We start from the raw sequence: 24,536 nt of genomic DNA on the forward strand, positions 1-24,536 counted from the left end.
GCGGTCCAGTGGCCGGCCGTGCAGCTTCGTGTGCGCCAGGTCGGCCGCATCGAACTTCCAGTCCACGCCCGCCGGCTTGTCGGCGTGCCGCAGCGCCTCGCCCAGTACCCGTTCGGCCGCGCTGGCCAGGGTGATGGCCGAGGCGAAGCGATGGCGCTCCAGGAACGCGACGAGCGCCATCTCCAACTGCTCGCGCGCAAGGTCGATGCGGTTGCAGGTTTGCGAGGTCATGCCCAGGCTCCAGGACGGATGTTGAGGTTCCAGTCTATCGCCGCCGTGGCGCGTGCAAGAGAAATACTGCTGCGTCCGCTGCCACACCGTAAAGTTTCCGCGCCCCGGAGCCGATAAACAACCTCGTAGGGCGGCAAGGCGCCCTTGTTCGACGCGCCTTCGAAGCCATGCCCGCGGTGCGGGACTCTTCCGGCCGGAAGGTTGCACTGGCAAATAACGAGATAACTGAGAGAAAAATGGAGAATCCGGCTGCTCACCGCTCGTCCAGATTGCGAGCAGCCTCACCGTCATCGCGCCTCACCGCGGGGGATGTCTGGCACCTGTTGCTTGCGCTCATGGTCACGACGCTGACCTGACACGCCCTACGCAAGGCTAGCCACTTCATTCGGCGTGGGCAGAGTTAAGTAGCTTCTGAAAATATATGTAGTCGAGACAAAGCAACTACCAAAAGACAAGGAATGGAGATGAAATTTGCGAACGACAAAGACTTCATGGCGTCGCTGAGGGAACTGTTTGCTAAGAGTGGCAGGTTCGCGCGGGCCGCGCAACAGGTCTTAAAGGTCATTGAGCTCGCCGAACGAAAGACAAAAGTCGAAGAAGTTTTTCAAGGCCTCGTAACGACGAACCACGGCGAAAGTAGAGTCCAGCACTGCACCAAGTATGACCTGATGGGCGCCTGCCGATTAGTGACGGTGCAACATGACGGTATATGTCTATTTTTGTTTACAGGAAGTCACGACGATTGTGACGAATGGCTTGAACGCAATAAAGGCAAACGGTTTCATCTGAAATCGTCTCAGCAAGGCCGCGTCATCGAGTCGACCAGGGTTACCGAGGACATCTCGAATCCGAGTCGTCGGCTGACGACTACTTCCGACCTTGCTCCCGGGATGCTCTGGGAAAAGTTGCCGGCGCGCTATTTCCAAGTGCTGTGCGAGGGGTTGGAGCCAGACTACGTCGACCAGCTGAAGTCCCTGACCTCTATTGTTTCCGACGACGAACTCGTGGACCTGGCGCTGCTGGCCCCTGATGAACGCAGAGACGTGCTGTACGACACCTTCGACCTGCTTAAGGGCGGCCAGGTGCAGGAGGCCAAGGGGCGTGTCGACCAGTACAAGGGCACCGTACTCCCACTCTCAGATGCAGCAGCATCGGATATTATCGAGGCTGTTTCCGGTGACGAGGTTGTCTTGATGGGTGATGTTGACAAGGAGCTATTTGAGCACTTTGTCAAAACGGCTTCGTTCGAAAAGTGGATGATGTACCTTCACCCCGGGCAGAGAGAATTTGCCAAAAAAGACTTCAATGGTCCCACAAAGCTGACAGGCGTCAGCGGGTCGGGGAAAACATCTGTCCTCATCCATCGAGCAATTAGACTTGCGCGAGTGTATGCCGGCGAAAAGGTGCTGGTTCTCACGCTCAACCGCGCTCTTTCTAAGCTAATTAAAGACCTAGTTCACGCCGCTCTAGGCTCGGACGCTCCAGAAAACCTCGAGATTAAGTCGTTCTGGGAGCTCTGCAAGGACAAGCTCGCCTCGGTTGAACCTCAGAACAAACTCATTTATTCGGACAAGACAGTAGCGACCAATGAGTTTGCAATCAGTGAGCATATTGATGACATCTGGGCGGAATATTACGAACGCCGCAACAACAATGCGGACGCAAAGGTGCTGTGGCCGTTACATAAAACCTTGTTGGCGCGCGGTATCTATCCGGCAGATTATGTTCGTCAGGAATTTGACTATCTTCGCAGCGCACTTGCCCCGTCAGAGCGTGAGCAATATCTCAGCTTGGAGCGCGAAGGCCGAGCGATTCCGCTGGAGGAACGCTATCGGCAAAGTGTTATCGCCGGTCTCGCTGCATGGGAAAAGAAGATGAGCGTGGTGGGTGCAGTTGACTACTTAGGTCTGACGACAGCTCTCTACAAACACATTGATAAGCTGACGCCTGAGTATCGTTCTATCCTTGTTGACGAGATGCAGGATTTCGGGACCGTCGAGCTTAAGATTATCCGGCGACTTGTCGCGCCCGGACAGAACGACATCTTTCTTTGCGGTGATACCGCTCAAAGTGTTCTTACTAAATACCATAAGCTCTCCGATGCAAACATCGACGTGGTGGGGCGCTCGCATTCAATCGTCAAAAACTATCGCAACAGCCGTGAAATTCTGTTGGCTGCGTCACAGCTTTTCGACCGTAACCGCGCCGTCTTCGCCGGCGCAACGAACATCGAGATACTAAATCCGGAGTTCGCCAACTTTTCATCACCGCCGCCGCTGTTGCTCGAGGCTGAATCTCTGCAGGGTGAGTTGGCTCATGCGCTAGGGCATTTGAAATCGCGCATGGAAGAGTTGGGTGCGGCGAGAACGAAAGCCTGCATTGCCGTGTGCGGATTCTCTCAGGCTGAACTGGAAGACTTGGCGTCTCAGGTTGGGCTACAGGTTCTCACGGGTGAGACGAACGTCGTTGCTGGCAAAGTGTTTCTCTCTGACCTTGAGCAGACGAAGGGATTCGAATTCGATTCGATGATTATTCTGAACTGCTCGACGGTCGCGATTCCTCACCCATTGTTGCCTGCGGAGGAATCGTATCGCGAACTGTGCAAGCTTTATGTCGCGATGACCCGCGGGAAGACTGAGCTCATCGTGTCGTATTCGAAGGGCCCGTCTTCATTCATCGAGAGAGTGACAGATTGCTTCACCGAAGGGTCGTGGAGCGATTACAGTTCGGCCATGACGTTGCATGTGACCAAGTTCAGGTCTGCGCGGTTTTCGGCAGAGCCGGTTTTGCAAAACGAAACTTTGGACGCGGATGCCGTTCTGATGTTTCCAGAAGCCGCGGGCCTGTCGACATCCGCTCAGGACAAGCTTATCCAGCTGGTTCCGGGTATCAATCGGTTTCGCGGACGAAAGCAGCTTACGTGGAAACGATTCGACGGGTGTTATGACGCTCTGAAGAATTCGCCGTCGCTTCAGTCCATCAACAGCGTTAGCGAAGGCGTTTGGACTGAACTCGATGCTCTACATAAGAGGATTTCGCTGCGTCAAACTGAACCCGTAAAGCCTACGAGAGAGATTCTCAGCCTTAAATCGAGGCCCATCGGGAAGTGATGCGCTACTGAAGAGATTTAAGCGGTTTTGTTCGCCCGTTAGATAGGATGCGCAAGTCGTTGGATTGGCAACCTGCCGCTCTAGATGCTGCGGCAAATGCCGCTAAAGCTTGTCAAACCAACCAGGTAGCCGGGACAATAGGCGGATTCAACTGCACGCGTCGACACTTGCCGCTGTCTTCTACTCAAATCGGCGCGCCATTGGCGAGAACCTGCTGGTCAACGCGGTCATGAAAGCAAGCGACGGCCGCCTTTCTGCGTTCCAGCCGATGGCCGATGACGACGGCATCGACTGCCTTTTTTACGACAAGGAAACTGGCAACGCGGTCGCCATCCAGCTCAAGTGCCGCACGGGCGCCATCCGGAAGCGAAATTCGAAGGAGCGCGGCAACGTCGTCCACTTTGAAATGCGCAAGACGACACCTTTTTACTAACACCTTTGTGGAACGCTGGGTCAGCTCTTCGGTGCTCAGGCAGCGGAACGGGGTGTAGCGGTCTGCGCTCTCTGGCGACTTGCTCGGCCGGAGGACCCACTTGGCAGAGCTGTTCTTCGCCCCGTAGCTACCCGCGACGGGGCGATGGGGCTTGTTCGGCGTGCCGTGAGATTGCTAGTAGAGGGGTGGCCACAGGACTACCCAGAAGGGGCGGTCGAGTGGCTCCTGACTCAGGTCTGAGCCGGATTGATTCGAGCGGGTCCAGACACCTACGGCTGTAAGTCAACCAGGGCCGCAATTTCGAATCCTTCAGAGTCGAAGTAGCTGCCGCCGGACGTACGCCCCTCAGAATTCCGTCGCGAGGGGCTTCCTTTCCGGTGGTCCGGTTTAGAGAGCGGCGTCCTTCAGCTTCTTCAGCGGGCGTACTTTCAGACGCACTGAAGCGGGCTTGGCGGCAAACCACTTGTCTTCACCCGTGAATGGGTCCTTGCCGAAGCGCTTCTTCTTTGCCGGCACGTCCTGAGCAACAACCTTGAGCAGACCCGGCAGCGTGAACTCCTTCGCGCCCTTCTTGTGGACCGACGCGAGCACTGTTTCTTCCAGAGCGGCCATCAAAGCCTTCGCCGCTTTCGGCTCGACACCTGCGCGCTCGGCAAGATGGGTAGCAAGCGAAGCCTTCGTGAACGAATCCTTGATGGGTTTCAGCGGCGTGGCAGCGACCGCCTTCTTCGTGGCAGGAGTCGCCGCCTTCTTTACCGTCGGCGCCTTCGCCTTTTTCTCTACCGGAGTCGTCACCTTCTTCGGAGCCGGCTTTGCTGCAGCTTTCGTTGCCATAGATTCCTCGTCATTGGTCAAAGGTTGGCCCGGGGTCCTTGCCTTTGCGTAGTCACCGACAATGCGCAAAGGTCCAAATCCTCAGGCTGGCGCTAGCGTAGCAATTCGCATTTGAATCCGCAACGGGCGAGGCCATAAAACAAGGGGTTTTGTGCAGAAGGAACGCAAAAACGGTGACCTGTACCCCTCCAGAGGAGGCCGCACCCACGAAAACGGCTGCGCGACAGGGTTTGACGCAGGGGCAAGAGGGGTAAACCACTCGCGTGAGTCCAGCGTCGGGTGCCGGAATCGGCAATGACGTATGCTAGCGCGTAAGGTGATTGGTGTTTGATGAAGGATGTTTATTTTCCTATGGCTTAAGCGCAGGGTCACCTTCCGGCAACCTTGAATGCACCCCTCGAGTTTACTCAGCAGGGTCAAACAGCGCTGTAATTCCGACGTAGGTGGTCACGTCGAATTCGGCATTGCCTAGCTTCCGAACAGCATTATGGTGACGGTCTGTGAGCCACCGGTCGCCGCCAGCTTCTCGCAAGACATGGCGGAAAGCGCGCACATCTTCCTTGCCTGTAAAAATCTGCTCGATGTATTTGTCTGCATCCAGTCGGCCGGCTTCAGCCGCGGCAGCGAGGCTATCCATCACCCATGACAGACCCGGGTTATGAGGTCTTGCCAGCAGTTCCGCAAGCTTGATTGGTGTCAGGGTTTGGTTCTTATGGTCCCATCCGCCGTACTCAACGCAGGCGCTGGCCATCCGCTGCCCTTCCTCGGTCTCGAACATAAGGGGTGACCTGAGGGATGTATCCGTTAATCCCTGCCATCGACCTCCTCGATTTCGGTTGTTGTTTTCTACCGGACTGAGCGACCGGCTAGCGTTGATTACGGCATCAACGTAGCGGTCCTTGAGCGACAAACGTGAATGGCGATTTCTACGACTGGAATGCGCCGTGCAAAGCATCGACTTGGGTGCATCACAAGTCATAGCGCCTGCGAAACTATCTCGTCCTGTTGGAGACGTTGCGTGCGTCGACCCTTGAAGACAGTTCTGCTATTTGAACCTTCCGCCAATGCTCCTCAAGACGTAATCGACAACAGCTAGCGGACGGTCGAGACGCATGGCATAGTGCGGACATCTCAAAGGGAGAGAAAAAATGACAACTTTGGAATCTATGCAGGCAAAAATTAAAAAGCTTGAGCAGCAAGCCGAGGCTCTGATTGCGAAACAGTCATCGGGCGTCATCGAGAAAATTCGCAAGCTTATGGCAGAACACGACCTGACGGCTGCGGATATTGAGGGGCGGGCTGGCGGCAAGGGGCGCGCGAAGAAGGCCGGCGCGAAGACTGTCACCAAAGGGAGCACTGCCGCGGTCAAATATCGCGACCCGAAAACCGGGGCGACTTGGTCGGGGCACGGCCGTGCGCCTGGCTGGATTGCAAGCGCCAAGAATCGCGACCGATTCCTGGTTGACGGAGCTGCGACGACGACGGCGAAGCCGGCTTCTGCTGGCAAGGGGAAGGCTGCTGGCAACTATGTCCGGGGGCCGCAACCGGCGATGTATCGCGAGCCAAAGAGTGGAGCGACTTGGAGCGGGCGTGGGCGTGCGCCCGCGTGGTTGGCATCAGCGAAGGACCGGTCGAAGTTTTTGATTGATTGAATGGTTGCCGACATCGTCCGGACGACTTGGCCGAAAACCCGCACACACTCCAAGGCGATGTTTTGTCTTGTTTGCCGACGTCCGGCCAATGACCGTCGAGTTTCGAAAGAGCTTCCACCGTAGAGGTCCGTACCTCGTCGCACAACGACTCGTCGACATGTCGCATCTGCTCGGCGGCCTGACTACCGTCAGCCGGAACTTTTGGTGAGGCGCACGGCCGCCTTTAAAATCGAGTCGCCGCTTCCCCATCTACGCCCCCTCTTCCGCCATGACACACCTAGACCTGAGCTTCGACCACCATTTTGAGAACCGCGTAGCTCTTCGATGGTGGCCATGGGTCGGCAGCAAGTACGCGAGGTCGTCTGTACGCACGCTGGTTTTGGGCGAGAGCATTTATGCGTGGACAAAGACGCCGCAAGAGCACCAAACCTTTCTGGACCGATACGCAAAGCCCGATGCGCTGCGCATCACCCACCTCAATCACGCGCTGAAGTTCAAGCGCAACTCCCGCTATGTGCGCAACATTGAGCGCGCGGTGCTGTCAGCGAGCACGCCGGCGAATGACCGAAAGCTCGCTTTCTGGTCCTCTGTGACGTACCACAACCTGGTACTGGACCCGCTGAAGTCGCTTGACCACCGGCCTTCGCACGCCCAGTTTCGCGCGGGCTGGAAAGAGGTCCTTGAATTCGCCGAGCCGCTGGCCGTCAAACAGATTCTTGTCTACGGCGTCAGCTCGGCCGACGCTCTGAAGGAAGTCGCGGCCCAGCGACAGCTTCCGTGCAAAATCGCGAAGGTTCCCCAGAAAATCAACAACTGCATTCCGCGCGCGGGCACGCTCACAACCGCCGCTGGCGACATCAATCTGCTGTTCGTGCTGCATCCAAGCCGGCCGTTCAGCTGGCGGAAGTGGAGTGCGCTTATCCAGGAGCGACTTTCGCTCGATGGCTCTAGTTGGGTCTGATACGAGAAAACCGTTTTGACGTCGACGCGGCCGACTTCGTCCTGCCTTGTACGCTGACACTCGTCAACTCGGGTTAGCGATTGATGATTCCAGGCCACACAGCCGCCGCCGTCTTTACTTCCTGGCTCTCTACTTCTCAAGACCTACTGGCGAAGTTTGGGAATTCTCAGGTCCGATGGAAATTCTTGATACAAGCAGTCGACCTGCTGAGGTTGGCCGCGCCTGTGGGGTTAGGCTCACGTGGTGAGCTAGTGAGCCCCCAGAATGAGCTCACCAACCCTACTGGAGGTCGCCATGAATCACCTTAGCAAGCAGTTCTCGCAAATTGTTGCGTGGCTTCAGCAAGATTTTGCGCGCAGCAAACAGTCGTTTGATTTCAAGCAACCTGCTGTCGCCCTCCCCGAGCGCTGGAATGTGCCTGCGTACATGCGCAAGGCATCGGTAACTGCACAGCGCTGAGCCACGCGTGCGCACGGTACAGGAGCGGAAATGACGCCATAACTTGAGGCCAGGTTTCGGGAGGTGCAGCTTCCCGATTTGGCCTCGGACTGCATCCCACACATCGGCAAGGTGGTCAACGCATTCCGGGCCTTCTACCGGGGCTATGGGCTCCCGGATTGGTTGGCGTGGATTCCGTACGATATTGGAACCTGCCGGACGGGAGTAATAAATGCCTCGCTGTCTGGCAAAATTTTGCAGAACAATTTAGGAGAGTGACGTTGCTCTACGACGGCTTATCCAGAGGTGAGCGAATTCGAGGCGGCCTTGGTGGGCTCCTGATTGGAGATGCAATGGGTGTGCCCTACGAGTTTCATGATGCGAGCGATATTCCCCTCCTTCATGAAATCGAAATGGAGCCGCCCACGGGCTACAATCGCGCACATAGAGGTGTGCCAATCGGCACCTGGTCCGATGACGGCGCCCAGGCGCTGTGCTTGGTCGATAGCCTTGCCCATGACCCGAAGTTAAACCTCGATGACCTCGGCCGTCGCCTGCTTGCGTGGTACGAGAAGGGGTACATGACGCCAGACGGGCGTGTGTTCGACGTCGGGATACAGACCAGCGAGGCAATGCGCGCCCTGCAGCGGGGTATTGAAGCAAGCAAGGCTGGGCCGAACCGGGAACGTGCAAATGGGAACGGAGCCTTGATGCGATGCCTGCCCGTGGTTTTCTTTCCGCGCGGCGAAGACGATGTCATCGATTTGGCGATGCGTCAGGGCTTGGTCACCCACGGCCATGCTCGCTCGCAACTGTGCTGTGCGCTGTACGCCCTGACTGCCTCATACGTTCTGGAGGGCGGCCAGGTGAAGGATGGTCTGCAGAAAGCGGAGGCGAAACTGGTGCGACGATTCAGTAGGGCTCGCCATGAGCAAGGCCTTCACGCTGTGCTGCACGCTTAACGAGGCCAAAGACGTGCGCGAGGAAGTGGCCTTCATGCAGGCGGTGAAGGTCATTCTCACCAAGCGCGAGCTGAGCGACAAGAAGAAAACCAATGAGGAGCGTGAGCTCGCCATCAGGCAAATTATCAGTTCGGCCGTGGTGTCCGAGAAGGTGGTGGATGTGTTCGAGGCTGTCGGGCTCGAAAAGCCGAACATCGGTATTCTCGATGAAGCCTTCCTCGCTGAAGTCCGTAACCTGCCCGAACGCAACCTCGCCGTGGAACTGCTAGAGCGGTTGCTGGAAGGCGAAATCAAGAGCCGCTTTGCAAGCAACGTGGTGCAGGAGAAGAAGTTCTCTGAGATGCTCGCCAGCGTCGTGACGCGTTACCAGAACCGGGCGATTGAAACAGCCCAGGTCATCGAAGAGCTCATCGACATGGCTAAGAAGTTCCGCGCTGCCGCGACCCGGGGCGAGGAACTGGGCCTGACGGAAGACGAAATCCGCTTCTACGACGCGCTTGCCAATAACGAGTCAGCCGTCCGCGAGCTGACCGACGAGACGCTCAAAAAGATTGCACACGAACTCACCGAAAACCTGCGTCAGAACATCACAGTGGACTGGTCGGAGCGGGAGAGCGTGCGAGCCAGACTGCGGCTGATGGTCAGGCGCATCCTTCGTAAATACAAGTACCCGCCGGACCAGCAGGACGGCGCGGTGGAGCTGGTCCTGCAGCAGGCCCAGGCGCTCGGTGAGGCGTGGAGCTAGCCCGGCCGCAACATTTCCTGAAGCGCTCTTGTGGCGCTTGATACGGGCCTCTGGCCAAAGAGATAGGGAGCGGGCGAAACGCCCGATAAGACTCGGCGAAACGCCCTTTGTGCGTCGCTCGGAGTCAGGGAGGGCTCGACTCGTCAGAGTCCAGCATACGTTGCTGTGAGCGTAGCGCGTAGTATGTGTCCTTCAATAGCTGTGAGCCCCGTTCGGTATAGGCGTTGCATATCTGCTCGGCGTCCTCAATCCGCCCCGCAGCAGCCAATTCGGTCACGCATCGAATCACGTCCTCCGGAGGGTAGTCCGGCAAGAAGCTGGAAACTGCGGCGTGAAAGACGGTTGCAACCCCCTGGGGATGCTTGCTGGCCAAACGCGCCAAGTTCTCGACCAAGATGGGTCCGTGATGCCTGACATGAGCGTGCGCCGCCGCGGCCGCCCATACGTGGACCATAGGCTGGGTCAAGTCGTCGAGGAAAGCTGCCAATTGATTGAGGGCCGATTGAAGGTCGGGCGCTTCTGCTCCACTTTGGTGGATTTGCTCAGCGACCTTTTTCCAGAATGCCAGTATCTGTGATGCATACTGGGACGTGCCGTCCTTTGGTCTGAGCGTCCAGAAGAACCAGCACAGTTTGGACAGCTCGTTGACCTTCAACTCGGCGATAAGCTCGGCGAGCAAGCCACCGTCGTTAAATCCTTCTTTGTCTTCCAGATAGGCGAGCCCCAGGAACTGTAGCGCCCTGTCGGAGACTTGGTCAGGCAGTCCTTCTAGGTAGACCATCCTTTTCAAGTGGCCGCCATTGACAAGCTTCGTGAACAGCCAATCGTACATATAGCGCTGGTACGAAAATCCTTGTGCTGCACACCTCCACGCCGTGTCGCTTGACAGCGAAAACAAGCGGTCAAAGTTTTCTTCCGTCCACTCTGGATTCAGGTAGTGCAAGTTTGCGCAATACATACCGACCAGCGCAGCAAATTCGGCATTCCGACCTGCGTTGCTGCTGACGAGCTCAACATCAAGCACGGGCCCGATTTCAGCCCAAGTCTTTCCGGACGCTTGACCAGTGGCTACTTCGTCGCGTCGCATTGCAAGTGCTGTAAGGAAGAACGATTCCAAGGTGCGGCCCCGGGGTGAGTTTATTGCGTGTGAAACCGCATCATTTGAGTCTCTCGGCTCTTTCGGGCTCGTAGCCGTCAGGACAGCCTTGAGAATTTCAATGCACTTGCTGCGCAGCTGAGGAGCGATTTGACGCTCAGCGCTGGATGCAGCCTTAATGAGGTCCGCAATATTTCCCACCACCCAATGTACCGAGGGTTCCCATCCTTCTGGCCGTTCGGCATCCAAATCGGCTTTGAACGAGGGAGAGGAAGCAATGGATTGGACAAGTGACAATGCGGCAGCCCAATCAATGTCTCGCTTGTCGTCAGACGAACGTTCTATCAATCCTCTCAGTAGACCGTGCTGGTAGGGCCGCGCTACGTCAGCAAACAGTGGGATTCGGCTGGCAAATCCATCCTCGCTGGCCCGTACAGCCGCGGACAACGCCGAAGCGAGACCACGATATGTTGGGCCCTCTAACGTGCGACCTTCCGGCACAAACTCCCTAAGCACCTTCAGCAACTCCTCATTGGACATTCCAACCAGCGCGTCGGACTCAACGGGGCTGCGGTCGCCCACCCAACCGGTTGTGGTGTACGAATGAAAGTCTGGATGTTCTCGCACCGAACCCCAGCGTTCTACCAGAGCCAAATATTTCTTATCGACCTCCTGGTCTCCCAAGCCATAGGCTGGATGCAGCAGGTCACGACGATGACTTTGGTCCCATTCCTCCTGTCGCGACGGGTCCGTCCTGTCACCTTTGACCTCATCTACCATGGTCAGGTACTGAGACCTTTCGGAGGCTGAAAACTTGGTGAAGGCTTTCTTGATGAGCCAGAAGAGTTCGTGCCAATAGGTAAGATTGAGAAACCAGTCCGGCTTGGCATGGGTCCAGAAGAGTGACCCGGCATGGCCGTAGTTCTCTCCGCACGCGTAGATTCCCACACGAACTAGGGTCGGGTACGGGGACTCAAGAAGCCCCCTTACTGCGTCGAGTGCCTCTGTCGAGTTCGTATTCAAAGCACCCAGCGTTGCGTCGCGAACTGCGTCAACGAGCACCGTCCGGAAGTCATCCCTGTGAGCATCCTGCGGATGCTCTTCAATCGCTGACCGCCATATATACGAATACCGGTCTTCGTCGGGCTGACCAATGCTTTCAGCGAGGCGCTGCGAAAGCATTGCAACGGCCGCAGCACCGCAGCGCTCCCCAAGTTTGCGTGCGGACCCCTTGAGCGTTTCGCCCAAGTGAAAGCTGTCGAGAACTCCAGTCCTGTCTGTCATATCTTTCCCTCCGGACGTCGCAGCATCGACAACGCATCAACCAGCGATAACGCGTGCTCCCAATGGTTAGGCTCAGAACTATCGAGCAGACGCGGCAGGAGCTTTTGACCGAGTTCCTGCCCCACCATGTTGGCTTCAAACTGTCCGCCTAACCAATACCGTGTCATCGCGATGTCAGCTTCCGCAATCACCTCAAGTGGCAACCGAGACAGGATAGTTGCCAACGACCACCAAGTTCTCCAGTTATCCACACCTCGCCTTTGTGCATCGGACGAGATGCTGCGCACGATGTCCGCTACACGTACGGCTTGGGCGCCGGAGACAAACGCAGCAATGAGCTCCAGGTAGCGCAATGCCGGCCAGCCATCTGCTTGGTACGTAGGGCCTCGTTCTGTCTCAATGACCTTTACTCCAGGGCTGTGCTCGATGTCGAAGTAGCCAGCAGTATCGAGGTCGGTGAACCAGACCACATCCTTCAAGGAGTTGATGAAATAGGCGACAAGTTCGAGGTGCTTTTGCACAAGACGCATTGCAGACCCGCGATTATCTTGAGTCGGCGCCGCCACGTATCTGTCCAGACGGGTCTGAAAATCCAATATGGTTGGGTCGCGGACGTCGAGTTCGGGGTTCCAAGCCTTGAAGACTTCTACCAGCTCTTGGTACCCCTTCGAGTCGATGCAGTACGGAATGACCTGTACCCCGCACTGGTCTCGGAAGAAGTGCTTCATGAACTGGGTCTGAACGGATTCAGTCGAGCGATGCGCATAAAGCAGGAAGTGGCGCTCTTCAGCTGCACCCTTCGTCAGCGATTCGTTCGACCGAACGATGTGGTCCAGTACTTCCAGTTCAGCGAGGCCATACCCAACGAACAACACTGTGTAATTCCGGAACATCTCGGAGAGAAATGCTTGAACTCTCCCGTCTGCGTAATGTGCGATGTAGTCCTTCAGGGACACCACCATCGAATCCGGAACAGTGTAGGTGCCGTGAAGATGGATTACCGCGCCTCGCTCCGTCAATCGGTCGGAAGTCAAATGCTCTCGAAGGTAATACTTGCGCCTTTTGGTCGGCCCTTTAACTGGCTTTGACTCGCTTTCCGCTGGCGGCTCTGTGGCCAGTTCTTCGGGGCCTGCTTCGTCGAGCCACTTATCATAGTTGGTGGTTACGAAAACAGGCTGCAAACTTGAAAGGAGTTCATATAGTTCAGTGCCAATCGCAGCGGGCTTTGATGGATGAAGGATTCCATCGAAGTCGATGTCAACCCCGTGCTCTTTCGCAAGAGTCAGGGCAATTGACAAGGTGCGCCGCGATTCCCCCAATCCTCGTAGCTGCTCAGCTTCAAGGAAGCTAAGCTTTCCCGCCTTCTCCAGCGCGTCGACCACCTTGTTGGCAAAGCCACGCCAATCAGGACTTCCACAGAGTTTGGATGCACCTGCGCCCACGAACACGACAAGCTCGCCATGCTTCGCCGCATCCTGAATGAGTTGGTTTGGCTTATACGTACCGATTGCAGTCATTCGTCCGTCTCAATTTTGACGGTGACGGGGTTTCCATCACGCTCTTCATAAGATGTCGCTGGATTGACAGTCCCTCCGGCGACGGCACGGCTACCCGCCCCGCTATATCGACGTGCATAGGCGTCCCCGGATTCGAAGACTTATAGTTCTTTTGGCTGGAGCCGCATCGGCGTTCGCCGTCATGGGCCAACGGGTTCTCGCCCGCGATGCATGACGCAGTCAACGCGATACCTTGCAAGTCTACCTTGCGTTAAGGAAGTCCATGGCGTTTCTCGCAGTGATTCAGATTCTTTATCTTTTTCGCATATATCGTTGGTCAATGCGATGGCGATAGCAAGTGCGACTCGCGCCAGTATCGTTATCGGCGCTGTCGCTTCTCAACCCCACCCTTTCCGACAGTCGTTCGCACCGCCCCGCGATTGCGGGCGGTGCACGGCCGTGAAAAAACGGCTCTACCGTCACTTTCGGTAGTTAGGCGGAACGACCGCAGGCACGGGCAGCGCGGCGCGCCCGACGATTGACGGCGAACGCACACCGAAAATGAGGGAGACGACGACAACGGCAACTACGACTTCTTTGAAACGGCCCACAGAAAGCTCCTGTTGTTGGGATTAGCTTTCTGTATTGCTATGTATGCGGGATGGCCAACGCTTCCAGGCCCATAGTTCACGCGCCAGCAGCCGGTTCGATTTACGATTGCCCCCAATAAAATGAAGGGGGAGCGCGCTCATGAATAGCGTGTACGCCGACACCTCGGCAGTCAACGACCAGCACAATTCGTCACGCCCGGCCGGACCGTGGACCCGTTACTGGGTTCGAAGTCTCGACCTGACGCTCTGCACATATGGCTGCGGGGCCGCGGCCTGGTTCGTTATCAAGCCCGCCGGCCTGGCAGGTTCGCTTGCGGAGCATCCGTTCATCATCCTGCTGGGAATACTCGCGCTGACGCCTGCGGCGCTGCTGCTGGATGCGCTTATATACGCGGTCTTCGGTAATACGCTGTGCCGGGCGGTTATGGGCACACAAGTCCTGACGAGGGACGGCGAGAAGTTGACATCACAACAGTATTTCCACCGGAACCTGGCAATGTGGGGCCCGGGCTATGGATTCGGGCTGCCTTTCGCGACGTTCCTGACGTTCGTATTGAGCTTCATCAGGCTAAGAGACACCGGATACACAAACTGGGACGCAAAGGCTGGCTACGTCGTGCGTGTCAGGGGCCGTCTCGTCTCAAACTACGTGCTGACTTTTGGCGTCTGGTTCTTCGTGCAATCCGCCTTGTCTGTGGCCGTAGTGGTCTGTACCGCGCTCCTGCCTTCGCCTTCCAGGCAGGATACCGCCCGGGTGGCGATGACACCTGCTGTGGTGCCCGTCAGCGCGCCGGAATCGCGTGAGGTGCGGTGGCTCAATCCGCATTCAAAGATGGAAGCTACGCTACCAGAGGGCTGGGGCGGCGGGCTTTATAACGCCGACAAGCAGACATGGTCGTGGACGAAGGGCCCCCGAGGCCCCTGGGTAGGCATTCATTTTTGGCCGCTGGACGGCAAACGAGCCGCACCGCTTGGCGAATACGCGGAATCGATGCGCCGCACGGGGACAGGGTTCTGGGCTCTGGTCGGGCCGGGGAAGGTCGAGTGGGAGGGTCGTGCGGTCTGGCAGGGCGAAGAGACTGTTACCGGACCCAAGGGCTTCCCGCTGGAAGACGAGCCGGTATTCATGATGACCCGCATCTTCGAGGGTGACGGCGGTGTATGGGTCATGGCGTATGCGGGCCCTGCTTTCGTCGCCAACCGGGAGGAGGGCATTGCTGTTGGCCGGGCTTTGCAGGCTGCTACAGGTCACGGGTAGAGTCCTTCGCTATTCGGGTCATCTCGCAAAGAAAACGCCACGGAAGAGTTATTTCCGTGGCGTGTAGTGCAATTGCGTGGCCTCAGCAGCCATCGAAACACGGGTCCCAGATGGAGCGCACCTGGTCAGTCGAGAACACCCGGTACTCTGTCTCCATGGCCATCTCGCCGCTGCCGGCGTGAATGGCGCCATCGAAGCCGTTCGCGCGCAGGCGCGCGACCTCATCAGCGTCGTCGAGCAGCGCGTACAGCTCGAAGCACAGTTCCGTCAACAGGTCCGGCCGGCGCCCGATGAGCGTCTCCAGGGTCCCGAAGTCCGTCGACACGTCTTCCCAGGCGTTCGTGTTGCAGATGTGCTCCTTGAACTTCAGGGCAAGGCGCCGCGTCTCCTCGAACCCGAAGACCTTCTCGTAATGTGACAGGTCCATGAACGGGTCGTCCGGAGAGTCGAGGAACGGGTTGCGCAGGTCGAGGTATACGGGAAACACGTTCGGCGCCTGCAACGTGTGCCGACGGTCATTGGGATAGAGCGCGTAGTGGGACGCCGCGCTGGCGGTGCCGAACGACAGCGAGCCGCGCTGTGTTTCACCCCAATGCTCCAGGAGTCCGTGCTGGCCACGGAAAACGGCAAGCAGGTTGCCCTGCCCGTCAACAGCCTCGCTCAATGCGCCCCAGCCAGTACCCGCGCAAAGCGGGCTTTCGAACATCGTGTGTGCGTGCATGTTTTTTCCTCTCGAATGTGGTCCATGCAGCGGTATAGAGCAGGGCGGGACAGCGAGAATGCGACACGTTGGGACATAAGAAGCGCGGAGGCGGTTAGCGGCACAACCACTTCCAGCAGCATACGAAGCGCCAATCGCGGGGGACCAATATGGCATCGAACAATACAACCGCCACATCGAAGAAAGCGTCCTCGAAGCAATGGGCGGTAGGGCTCATCTGTTTCATCGTCGCTTTCGGGGTGGTCAAGACCTACAGGCAGCATAATGCCGACGGGGAAATGACCGCCCAGGGCAAAGCAAGGGCGACCGCTTCAATGCAGGCAATGCAGGACGAGGCGGCCAGGGAGCATCCGGAGAAGCCGCTTGGCGAGGCCATGCGTGATGCCGCAATAAGCCGGAGCCGGGCGACGCTGGCCGCTGAGACTGGCGCGCAGAAGGCCGATGAGGCTGCCGGACAGTTTCTTGGCTACTACCTCGCCAACGTTCGGGCGCGGGCAAACTACTGCAGGTCGCAAGGTGTCGACATTACACCCTTCGTCGAAGCGTTCAGACAACACAACGCAACCTTCTATGAGCAAAGCCGCGTGATTCATGCCAGGGGACCGTACTCGGCCGACGCGCTTGAAGAGATGCTCTACAGGCAGATGGGACCGGCCATGGAGCAGGCCGTCCGCGCAACCACGGAGGACGCGGCAGCACGACAGAATGTGAGCGTCGTTGTGGTTTGCCAGAGTCTGGCGGCGTCGCCGGTCGAGGCCGTGGACGTACTGGACCTGTCGCGCGTACATCCGGCGCTCATTCAGGCGATGGCCGCAGCGCAGTGAGATTGCGCGACGGGCGCGGGCGCTCCAAAAAAAATCGCCCCGGCGTGTGCTGGGGCGATGAGTTGCAATACGGCTTAGGCCGCGAAAAGGTCCATCTGCGCCCCCTTGCGGCGACGCGTGCAGCGATGAGCCTTCACAAGCTCGGCGACATCGGGGTTGGCCTTGATAAAGTCGACCAGTGAGACGCCCGCAATTGCGGACATCTGGCTTGTGCCGCAGGTATGGAATGCTCATTCGGTTTGAGACTCCAACGACAGTTGCTCGCCTCGCGAAAAATGCGATGAGTCTTGACGCCTTCATCAAGTCAGAATCGGGTCGCAGCCTGATGCAGAAATTTGACGGTCGAGCGGCGGGGTGGACGGTTTATTACGACTTTGTCGTCGGGCTCAAGCAATAGCGCCATGCAAACAAGATTCGCCCTGCGGCGAAACACCTCGCACCTCGCTATTTGTGGCTATCCACCCACGCGCGACACTACGCAATGCCAGCAAGTTCCGCTTCCTCCTCCGTTCCGAAGGTCGCGAGGACTCCAGACACGACTACTTTCGTGTCACGCGTGATTGTGCCGCTTCCCGCGAACCGTTCCGGTTGCAGGATGTTTTCCTGCTGCAGGATGGCATCGCCCCACAGCGTGTACCCGCGATATTTCTCAGTTTGCATCTGTCGACCTCGAAGGTCCTCCTAACCATTCTTCTCGATGATTGCCGAGTTCGCGCGACTCGGCAAGCAGCTACTGCTTGAGGCGTTGGGTGTCGACTCCGGCCGTCTTCAACGCAGCGTCAATCGTCATCAACTCTTGAGCGAAATCGAGCGGCCACTCCTCCCCGTCACACCGCACGGTCATGCCGTTGTGCATCGAAATCAGATTACGCGCTTTGTACAGGGCGTCGACAAGTTTCGATTCGCGTTCGGCCTCCCGAACCCATTCATCTGCTCGCATGATGGAACCTCCTCTGAACAACGGAAGCAGGACCTGAGGCTGAGCGATGTTTGCCGCGCAGCCCGTTCCCCCAAATAAAAGTGACAGTTCACGCCTACGAATTTGCGTGTAGGATACTGTATAAATATACAGGTTTTTAGATGCCACATGTCCAGCGCTACCGTCACGGCCGAAGAGATACATCCGTCCCTGTGGCGTGCGTCCCAGCTCGCGCGTGGCCGTGGGCGGGTCGTTGAGACCGGCTATCCCGCGCTGTCGGCCGAGCTTCCCGGCGGGGGCTGGCCGGTCGGTGCGCTCATCGACCTGATGGTCCAGCAAGCCGGGGTGGGTGAATTGCGATTGTTGCGCCCGGCGCTCAGTGGCTCGGGCAATCGCCCTGTGGCGTTTGTGCAGCCGCCGCACACCCCGGACGGACTTGGACTCAGCTACATCGGACTTCCCATTGACCAGGTCTTGCGGGTGAAAGCGCAGAAGACCGCAGATGCGCTTTGGTCGGCTGAGCAGATTCTGCGGGCAGGCAGTTGCGGTGCGCTCATCTTCTGGGCGCAATACGCGCAGGCCTCATCGCTGCGGCGCCTGCATTTAGCGGCGCAGTCATCCGAAACACTCTTCGTGATGGTCCGGCCTCTGGCAGCGGCACAGGATTCATCGCCCGCCCTGTTGCGGCTTGCTTTAAGACCATCAGCCGACGGTCTGACCGTCGACATCGTGAAACGACGAGGGCCAGCGCGCGCAGAGCCTCTGTCGATTCCCCTTCAACCCACACCTGTATTGCTTTCCCGACATGCGCGTCTTTCTCGCCGTCCACTTGCCGAAGTTGCCGCTCGAGGTGTTCCGACCGAAGTGGTCATCTGAGCCCGCGCACGGAAGTGCTGTACTGGAGAAAGACAAAGTGGTCATCACAGACAGCACGGCTCGCGCAGCTGGCGTGCGCCTCGGGATGAAGCGCGGCGGAGTCCTGACACTGTCGCCGGAAACGGAGATGCATGAACGCGATGCCGCCAAGGAAGCGGCGGCACAGCGGGAGGTGGGCGTGGCGCTGATGCGCTTTTCGCCCGAGGTGTCGCTACTCGAAGAAGCGACGGTCGTGGTCGAGGTCGGCGCGAGTCTGCGTCTTTTCGGCGGGCTGCTTGCCTTGTGCCGGGAAGCGAAAGCGGTCCTCGGGACGCTCGGACTTACAGCACGCATCAGCGCTGCACCCACCGGTCAGGGTGGCTGGCTGCTCGCAAAGTTCGGAAACCGGCGCGTGCTCAAGCTGGCATCGCTTGAGCAACGGCTGGCCGCTTTGCCGATGATGGCGGTTCCCGAGGTTCGTCCGTTCGGAGACTGGTTCTCCGGACTTGGCTGCGAGACCATTGCTGACATTAGGCGTCTGCCGCGCGCCGGCCTGCAGCGGCGATGTGGTGAGCATCTGCTCGATTCGCTTGACCGCGCGTTCGGTACGGCTCCCGAATTATTTGATTGGCTCGAACTGCCGCCCACTTTTTCCGCACGTATCGAAATGCCGGACCGGCTTGAACATGCTGACGGCGCAGTGTTCGGCGCGCATCGACTCATCGTGCAACTGTGCGGCTGGCTTTGCGCCAAGCAACTGGCGGTTACGGCCATCAAGCTGCTGCTCGAACATGAACGCGGGCGCGACGCTATAGAGCCGACGACCATCGACATCGCATTGGGCGAGCCGACCTGGAAGGAGGAGCATCTTGTCAGGCTGCTCAAGGAGCGGTTGCACCGGATTGAGTTGGCTGCACCGGTTATCGCGCTGCGACTCGATGCGTCCAAAGTGGAATCTGCGGCACCAGCATCTGACACGCTATTCCCGGAGCCGGGAGGTTCGAAGGAAGACCATGCACGCCTTCTTGAGTTGCTTGTTGCGCGGCTTGGAGAGGACAACGTTCTTCGGCCCGCTCCGACTGCCGACCATCGCCCAGAGGTCGCAAACCGTTGGGTACCGGTGACGCTCAAGTCGAAGCAGGAAGCACTTCCGTTCGGTCTTCCGAGACCGACCTGGATGCTGGACAACCCGGTGAGATTGTTGATGCGTCAGCATCGTCCGTTCTATGGTTCTCCATTGCGGATGGTGTCACCTGGCGAACGCATCGAGGCCGGCTGGTTTGATGGTGAGCTTGTGACACGCGATTATTTCGTTGCACAGGCGGAGGACCAGAGTTGCTACTGGATATACCGCGAGCGTGTCAGCAGCCGCGACGCGGAGGAAGAGCAGCGGTGGTTCCTTCACGGACTGTTCGGCTGATGCATCATGGACGCGACTTTCAATGTCCTGCCGGCGTATGCCGAGCTTTTTTGTCTCTCGAATTTCAGCTTTCTGCATGGTGCTTCCCATGCGGAAGAACTCTCCGAGCGCGCGGCACAGCTCGGTTATTCGGCGCTAGCTGTCACCGACGAATGTTCGCTAGCTGGAGTCGTGCGTGCGCACGTCGCCGCGAAGGAAGCGAAGCTTCCATTCATCGTCGGTTCCTGGTTCCGTCTAGTCAACGCCGATGGCTCGCCAGCATTCGGACTTATCCTGCTCGCCAGGAATCGCGAGGGATACGGAAACCTGTCTGAACTGATTACGCTTGCCCGCACCCGGGCAACCAAGGGCGAATATCGCCTGACGCCGCAGGACCTCTCGCGTCCAGAGAAGGAATATCGGCACCTTCGCGGGATGCCGGACTGTCTCGCCATTCTTGTACCGGATTTCCCGGCCAACGAGGATGTCCTCGCTGCACAGGTCGAGTGGCTTGACGATACGTTTATCGGACGCGCCTGGGTAGGTTTGGTGCTCCACCAACGCGCGATGGATGACGTTCACCGTGGCTCGGTCGAGTTCATCGCGCGCAGCCTGGATGTACCCGTGGTGGCGCTGGGGCATGTCGTCATGCACGTGCGCTCGCGCAAGCCACTGCAGGACACGATGACCGCCATCCGCGTCGGGAAACCAGTTCACGAATGCGGTTACGACCTTGCGCCAAACGCCGAGCAGCATCTGCGGTCTCGGCTCCGGCTTGCAAACATTTACCCGACCGAAGCACTTGCGGCGACCGTCGACATCGCGAGTCGCTGCACGTTTTCGCTCGACGAACTGCGCTATGAATATCCTGACGAACTGGTTCCCGCAGGCATCACCCCGAAAGCTTGCCTTCGGCAGGAAACATACATCGGCGCGCAGCGACGTTTTCCATCGGGCATCCCGCACAACGTGCAGGGGCAGATTGAGCACGAGCTTGAGCTCATAGCCGAGCTGCAGTACGAGCCGTACTTTCTCACCGTGTACGACATCGTTCGCTTCGCACGCAGCCAGCACATCCTCTGCCAGGGCCGTGGCTCGGCCGCCAATTCAGCAGTCTGTTACTGCCTGGGCATCACCGAGGTCGACCCTGCGCGAGGCAACATGCTGTTCGAGCGGTTCATCTCGAGGGAGCGTGGCGAACCACCAGATATCGATGTCGACTTCGAGCACCAGCGGCGCGAAGAGGTTATCCAATACATCTATCGCAAGTACGGTCGCGACCGTGCCGCGATTGCGGCGGCTGTGTCGACGTACCGGCCTCGTGGCGCACTGCGTGAGACTGGCAAGGCGCTGGGTGTCGACCCGCAGATTGTCGACGCCGTCGCAAAATCTCATCACTGGTTCGACAATAGCCAGGACCTTTTGGTGCGATTCGCGGAGTCAGGGCTCGACCCGGAAACCCCGCTCATCCAGTCATGGGCGAGACTTGCCTCACAGTTGCTAAATTTTCCGCGACACCTATCTCAACACTCGGGCGGCTTCATCATCAGTCGCGGCAAGCTGACACGTCTCGTACCGGTCGAGAATGCGGCCATGACTGACCGCAGCGTGATTGAGTGGGACAAGGACGACCTGGAGTCCTTGGGCCTTCTGAAAATCGACGTGCTTGCATTGGGCATGCTGTCAGCAATCCGGCGCACCCTGGATATTGTCTCGGAGCAGCGAGGCGAACGCATTGAGATGCAAGACATCCCGTCCGAGGACCCCGCGACATATGAAATGATTTCCGCCGCCGATACCTTGGGTGTCTTTCAAATCGAGTCGCGCGCGCAGATGAGCATGCTGCCGCGTATGCGCCCTCGAACGTTCTATGACCTTGTCATCGAGGTCGCGATTGTCCGGCCAGGTCCCATCCAGGGCGGAGCCGTTCATCCGTATTTGCAACGCCGCCAGGGGTTCGAGCCCGTGACGTACCCTAGCGATGCATTGAAGACCGCCCTCGGCCGGACGTTGGGGGTGCCGATTTTTCAGGAACAGGTGATGCAAGTTGCGATTCTTGCGGCCGGTTTCACCGCCGGCGAAGCGGACGCACTCAGGCGCGCCATGGCCGCGTGGAAGCGCAAAGGCGGCCTTGAAAAATACTACGACCGCATCGTCAACGGGATGCTCGAGCGTGGCTACAAGCAGAGTTTCGCCGAAGGAATTTTCGAGCAGATTAAGGGCTTCGGCGAATATGGATTCCCCGAGTCTCATGCTGCGAGTTTCGCTCTGCTCGTCTACGCGAGCAGTTGGCTGAAGTGCCATGAGCCTGAAGCGTTTCTCGCCGCAATGCTGTGTTCGCAACCGATGGGATTCTACTCACCCTCTCAGTTGGTCCAAGATGCACAGCGCCACGGCGTAAAGGTCTTGCTAGTAGACGTAAGCGTCAGTGGATGGAACTCCGTGCTAGAAAATCAGGAATGCGCTCAACGGCCGGCCGTTCGATTGGGACTTTCTCTCCTCAAAGGAATGAGGGACGGGGCGGCTGAGCGCATCGAGAATTCCCGGGCCGTCCGTTCCTTCGGAAGCGTCAATGACCTGGCGCGTCGTGCGCAACTCGACCGCAAGGACCTTCAGGTGCTTGCCGACGCAAATGCGTTGGCTTCGCTCGCCGGGAATCGCCGCGAAGCCCTCTGGCAGTCGGTCGCTGCCGTCCCTGACAAAGATATGCTCGCTCAGGCGGCTGTATCGGACGAAACACCTGAACTCGGCGCTCCGTCGGAAGCTCAAGACGTTGTCGCGGACTACAGGTCGGTTGGTCTCACGCTTGGTCGGCACCCTGTCGAATTGCTGCGTCCGCAATTGATGGCAAACAAGCTGATGCCGGCTTCTACGCTGCGTACGTATCGCGACGGGCGACTTGCTCGCGGGTGCGGCATCGTCACTGTGCGCCAGCGGCCCGGTACAGCTAAAGGAGTGTTGTTTATCACGCTAGAAGACGAGACCGGCAACGTCAATGTGATTATTTGGCCAAGTCTGCTCGAAAAGCAGCGGAAAGAAGCACTGGGCGCGTCGCTGCTGGCAGTTTATGGCGTTTGGCAACGTCAGGGAGAGGTCCGTCATCTCGTCGCTCAAAGGCTGGTCGACATGTCGCACCTGATTGGTGCGCTGCAGTCTACAAGCAGAAACTTCCACTGACGACTTGCTCTAGTTGTCGACGCTTACAAAGCGACTCGACGAATTCTATGGCCCTTCCACTTGCTATTTAGTCTGCGCGAATTGACGTTTTGTGCGGCCTTTCCAAATACGCGCGACCATATCCTGCCGCAGATGAGGTAGCGGGTATAGCACGAATGCTCGGGCGAAGAGACAAAAACGGCCGGGATTTTGGGCCGACAAGCCTGCCGCAGAACAACCCTGCCAACGCTTATAATTTGCGCGACGTCGCAGCGAACCCTGCTCGACAAAAAAACCAGCAAGCATAGAATGCCAAAAATATCGTCCGGGAAGGTCGTGCACGTCAGCACAAAACAGGCGCTCCTGAAGCGGAGATTACGACGGCATCTTTCGAACTTAGGTTTCCGCCGAAATGCGGGGGGCGGTCTTGAAGCTCCTGGAACGAGCAAAGAAATCATAAGACACCTACACGCCCCGCAGCGTAAGGAGTTGCTGCAAAGCGAATCAGATTTCATCGCGCGGCAGATGCCGCGTCTGTTAGGGTTCTTCGCCTCTGGCAACGAAGTGAATCCGGAGCGCATCTCGCCACGCTTAGAGCGCGTCGCCTCAGGGACGTGGCAAGGTGAGCTGTTCAGGTTAGCATCGCTCACGTGGTCCGTCCCTGTTTCAAGAGGATTTGGTCGCCGCCTACGCTATCTGGTGTGGGATGATAACAATGGAAAATTGATAGGCATTTTTGCCATCGGTGACCCTGTGTTCAATCTGTCCGCTCGAGATAACCATATCGGCTGGGACGGCGCAGCTAGAACAGACAGGTTGGTCAACATCATGGACGCATACGTATTGGGCGCCTTACCACCTTACAACATGCTTCTGGGGGGCAAGCTTGTCGCTTGCCTCATACGCAGCCGAGAAATTTACGACGACTTTGCAAGCGTATATGGCGATTCGTGTGGGATTATTTCCAAGCAAAAGAAGAAAGCTCGTCTGCTCGCAGTGACGACCTCGTCTTCGATGGGAAGGTCGTCCGTTTACAATCGTCTTAAGCTGGACAATGTCAGATACTTCACCAGTCTTGGATATAGCGGCGGGTGGGGACATTTCCATGTCCCAGAGGCGCTTTTTTCTGACTTGCGTGAATATTTGCGTGATATTGACCACCCGTGTGCGGACACGCATGAATACGGCGACGGTCCAAATTGGCGAATTCGAACCATTCGAGCAGCAATGTCGTCCCTCGGGTTTAAAGGCGACGTTTTGAAACACGGTATCCAGCGCGAAGTATTCATTTCCCTTCTCGCGGACAACGCGTTTACAATTCTGCGAAGCGGAAAGGGGCGTCCTCAGTTGACATCGCTACGTTCGGCGTCTGAAATCGGTTCGATTGGCGTGGAGCGCTGGATAATTCAACGAGCTGTGACGAGGCCTGAGTATCAACAATGGTCTTCAGCGATGTTGCCGGATTTGATTAAATTTTCCTATACGACCAGGCAATCGAGCAACGACCAGAGAGCGGCTTAATCCGACCCGGCCCTTCAAGAGCCGAGGCTG

Annotated in this window: 20 protein-coding genes and 2 pseudogenes; 13 read left to right on the forward strand and 9 right to left on the reverse strand. The window is 57.8% G+C overall.

Annotated features, from left to right (window positions below):
- Nucleotides 1-231 (reverse strand): annotated as a pseudogene (locus P0D89_RS13085) (hypothetical protein); the annotation flags it as partial.
- Between the two features lie 464 nt (nucleotides 232-695).
- Here P0D89_RS13085 and P0D89_RS13090 point away from each other — a divergent pair.
- Nucleotides 696-3,341, forward strand: a complete 2,646-nt coding sequence (locus P0D89_RS13090) for a UvrD-helicase domain-containing protein (RefSeq protein WP_408376736.1) — start codon at nucleotides 696-698, stop codon at nucleotides 3,339-3,341.
- Between the two features lie 109 nt (nucleotides 3,342-3,450).
- Nucleotides 3,451-3,774, forward strand: a complete 324-nt coding sequence (locus tag P0D89_RS13095; RefSeq protein WP_408376738.1) for a hypothetical protein — start codon at nucleotides 3,451-3,453, stop codon at nucleotides 3,772-3,774.
- A gap of 387 nt (nucleotides 3,775-4,161) precedes the next feature.
- On the opposite strand, the gene P0D89_RS13100 is transcribed toward P0D89_RS13095, so the two are convergent.
- Together P0D89_RS13100 and P0D89_RS13105 are read right to left on the reverse strand one after the other, a co-directional pair.
- Entirely contained in the window at nucleotides 4,162-4,608 is a 447-nt protein-coding gene (locus tag P0D89_RS13100; protein ID WP_408376739.1) for an HU family DNA-binding protein, read from the reverse strand.
- 403 nt (nucleotides 4,609-5,011) lie between these two features.
- Nucleotides 5,012-5,386: a hypothetical protein gene (locus P0D89_RS13105; RefSeq protein WP_408376741.1), complete on the reverse strand. Its 375-nt coding sequence runs from the start codon at nucleotides 5,384-5,386 to the stop codon at nucleotides 5,012-5,014.
- Between the two features lie 370 nt (nucleotides 5,387-5,756).
- Between P0D89_RS13105 and P0D89_RS13110 the strand changes: the two genes are divergently transcribed.
- The 5 genes and pseudogenes from P0D89_RS13110 to P0D89_RS13130 all read left to right on the forward strand — a co-directional run.
- Nucleotides 5,757-6,260: an H-NS family nucleoid-associated regulatory protein gene (locus P0D89_RS13110; RefSeq protein WP_408376742.1), complete on the forward strand. Its 504-nt coding sequence runs from the start codon at nucleotides 5,757-5,759 to the stop codon at nucleotides 6,258-6,260.
- A 379-nt stretch (nucleotides 6,261-6,639) separates the two neighbouring features.
- Nucleotides 6,640-7,221: a hypothetical protein gene (locus P0D89_RS13115; RefSeq protein ID WP_408376743.1), complete on the forward strand. Its 582-nt coding sequence runs from the start codon at nucleotides 6,640-6,642 to the stop codon at nucleotides 7,219-7,221.
- 294 nt (nucleotides 7,222-7,515) lie between these two features.
- Nucleotides 7,516-7,680 carry a hypothetical protein gene (locus P0D89_RS13120; RefSeq protein WP_408376744.1) on the forward strand — a complete coding sequence of 55 codons (165 nt, stop codon included), beginning with the start codon at nucleotides 7,516-7,518 and terminating at the stop codon, nucleotides 7,678-7,680.
- Between the two features lie 332 nt (nucleotides 7,681-8,012).
- A complete protein-coding gene (locus P0D89_RS13125) occupies nucleotides 8,013-8,621 on the forward strand; it encodes an ADP-ribosylglycohydrolase family protein (RefSeq protein ID WP_408376746.1) in 609 nt (202 codons plus the stop codon).
- Nucleotides 8,581-9,366, forward strand: a pseudogene (locus P0D89_RS13130) (DUF3387 domain-containing protein); the annotation flags it as partial. The gene P0D89_RS13125 and the pseudogene P0D89_RS13130, both read left to right, overlap by 41 nt.
- Before the next feature lie 124 nt (nucleotides 9,367-9,490).
- On the opposite strand, the gene P0D89_RS13135 reads toward P0D89_RS13130, so the two are convergent.
- Together P0D89_RS13135 and P0D89_RS13140 are read right to left on the reverse strand one after the other, a co-directional pair.
- Entirely contained in the window at nucleotides 9,491-11,746 is a 2,256-nt protein-coding gene (locus P0D89_RS13135) for a hypothetical protein (protein ID WP_408376747.1), read from the reverse strand.
- On the reverse strand, nucleotides 11,743-13,263 hold the full coding sequence (locus P0D89_RS13140; RefSeq protein WP_408376749.1) for an SIR2 family protein: 1,521 nt from the start codon (nucleotides 13,261-13,263) through the stop codon (nucleotides 11,743-11,745). Before P0D89_RS13140 ends, P0D89_RS13135 begins: the two co-directional genes overlap by 4 nt.
- Before the next feature lie 729 nt (nucleotides 13,264-13,992).
- On the opposite strand from P0D89_RS13140, the gene P0D89_RS13145 reads away from it, so the two are divergent.
- Nucleotides 13,993-15,111, forward strand: coding sequence for an RDD family protein (locus P0D89_RS13145; protein ID WP_408376751.1), 1,119 nt, complete (start codon nucleotides 13,993-13,995; stop codon nucleotides 15,109-15,111).
- Nucleotides 15,112-15,193: 82 nt separating this feature from the next.
- Here the strand turns inward: P0D89_RS13145 and P0D89_RS13150 are convergent, their stop codons facing one another.
- Nucleotides 15,194-15,832 carry a hypothetical protein gene (locus tag P0D89_RS13150; protein ID WP_408376753.1) on the reverse strand — a complete coding sequence of 213 codons (639 nt, stop codon included), beginning with the start codon at nucleotides 15,830-15,832 and terminating at the stop codon, nucleotides 15,194-15,196.
- Between the two features lie 149 nt (nucleotides 15,833-15,981).
- Between P0D89_RS13150 and P0D89_RS13155 the strand changes: the two genes are divergently transcribed.
- Nucleotides 15,982-16,656 carry a hypothetical protein gene (locus tag P0D89_RS13155; protein ID WP_408376754.1) on the forward strand — a complete coding sequence of 225 codons (675 nt, stop codon included), beginning with the start codon at nucleotides 15,982-15,984 and terminating at the stop codon, nucleotides 16,654-16,656.
- Nucleotides 16,657-16,730: 74 nt separating this feature from the next.
- Here P0D89_RS13155 and P0D89_RS13160 read toward each other — a convergent pair whose 3' ends face one another.
- From P0D89_RS13160 to P0D89_RS13170, 3 genes are all read right to left on the reverse strand, one after another.
- On the reverse strand, nucleotides 16,731-16,859 hold the full coding sequence (locus P0D89_RS13160) for a hypothetical protein (protein WP_408376756.1): 129 nt from the start codon (nucleotides 16,857-16,859) through the stop codon (nucleotides 16,731-16,733).
- Between the two features lie 271 nt (nucleotides 16,860-17,130).
- Nucleotides 17,131-17,316 carry a hypothetical protein gene (locus P0D89_RS13165; RefSeq protein ID WP_408376758.1) on the reverse strand — a complete coding sequence of 62 codons (186 nt, stop codon included), beginning with the start codon at nucleotides 17,314-17,316 and terminating at the stop codon, nucleotides 17,131-17,133.
- A 70-nt stretch (nucleotides 17,317-17,386) separates the two neighbouring features.
- Nucleotides 17,387-17,596 (reverse strand): hypothetical protein, encoded by a 210-nt coding sequence (locus P0D89_RS13170; RefSeq protein WP_408376760.1) that lies wholly within the window; start codon nucleotides 17,594-17,596, stop codon nucleotides 17,387-17,389.
- A 147-nt stretch (nucleotides 17,597-17,743) separates the two neighbouring features.
- On the opposite strand from P0D89_RS13170, the gene imuA reads away from it, so the two are divergent.
- From imuA to P0D89_RS13190, 4 genes are all read left to right on the forward strand, one after another.
- Nucleotides 17,744-18,451, forward strand: a complete 708-nt coding sequence (imuA, locus tag P0D89_RS13175) for a translesion DNA synthesis-associated protein ImuA (protein ID WP_408376762.1) — start codon at nucleotides 17,744-17,746, stop codon at nucleotides 18,449-18,451.
- Nucleotides 18,381-19,850 (forward strand): Y-family DNA polymerase, encoded by a 1,470-nt coding sequence (locus tag P0D89_RS13180; protein WP_408376765.1) that lies wholly within the window; start codon nucleotides 18,381-18,383, stop codon nucleotides 19,848-19,850. The genes imuA and P0D89_RS13180 overlap by 71 nt, the downstream gene beginning before the upstream one ends.
- Nucleotides 19,851-19,856: 6 nt before the next feature.
- Nucleotides 19,857-23,006 carry an error-prone DNA polymerase gene (locus P0D89_RS13185; RefSeq protein WP_408376767.1) on the forward strand — a complete coding sequence of 1,050 codons (3,150 nt, stop codon included), beginning with the start codon at nucleotides 19,857-19,859 and terminating at the stop codon, nucleotides 23,004-23,006.
- A gap of 288 nt (nucleotides 23,007-23,294) precedes the next feature.
- Nucleotides 23,295-24,506 carry a Druantia anti-phage system protein DruA gene (locus tag P0D89_RS13190; protein WP_408376769.1) on the forward strand — a complete coding sequence of 404 codons (1,212 nt, stop codon included), beginning with the start codon at nucleotides 23,295-23,297 and terminating at the stop codon, nucleotides 24,504-24,506.
- Nucleotides 24,507-24,536 lie beyond the last annotated feature (30 nt).

The organism is Paraburkholderia sp. RL18-085-BIA-A, assembly GCF_046027075.1.
Classification (GTDB): Bacteria; Pseudomonadota; Gammaproteobacteria; order Burkholderiales; family Burkholderiaceae; genus Paraburkholderia.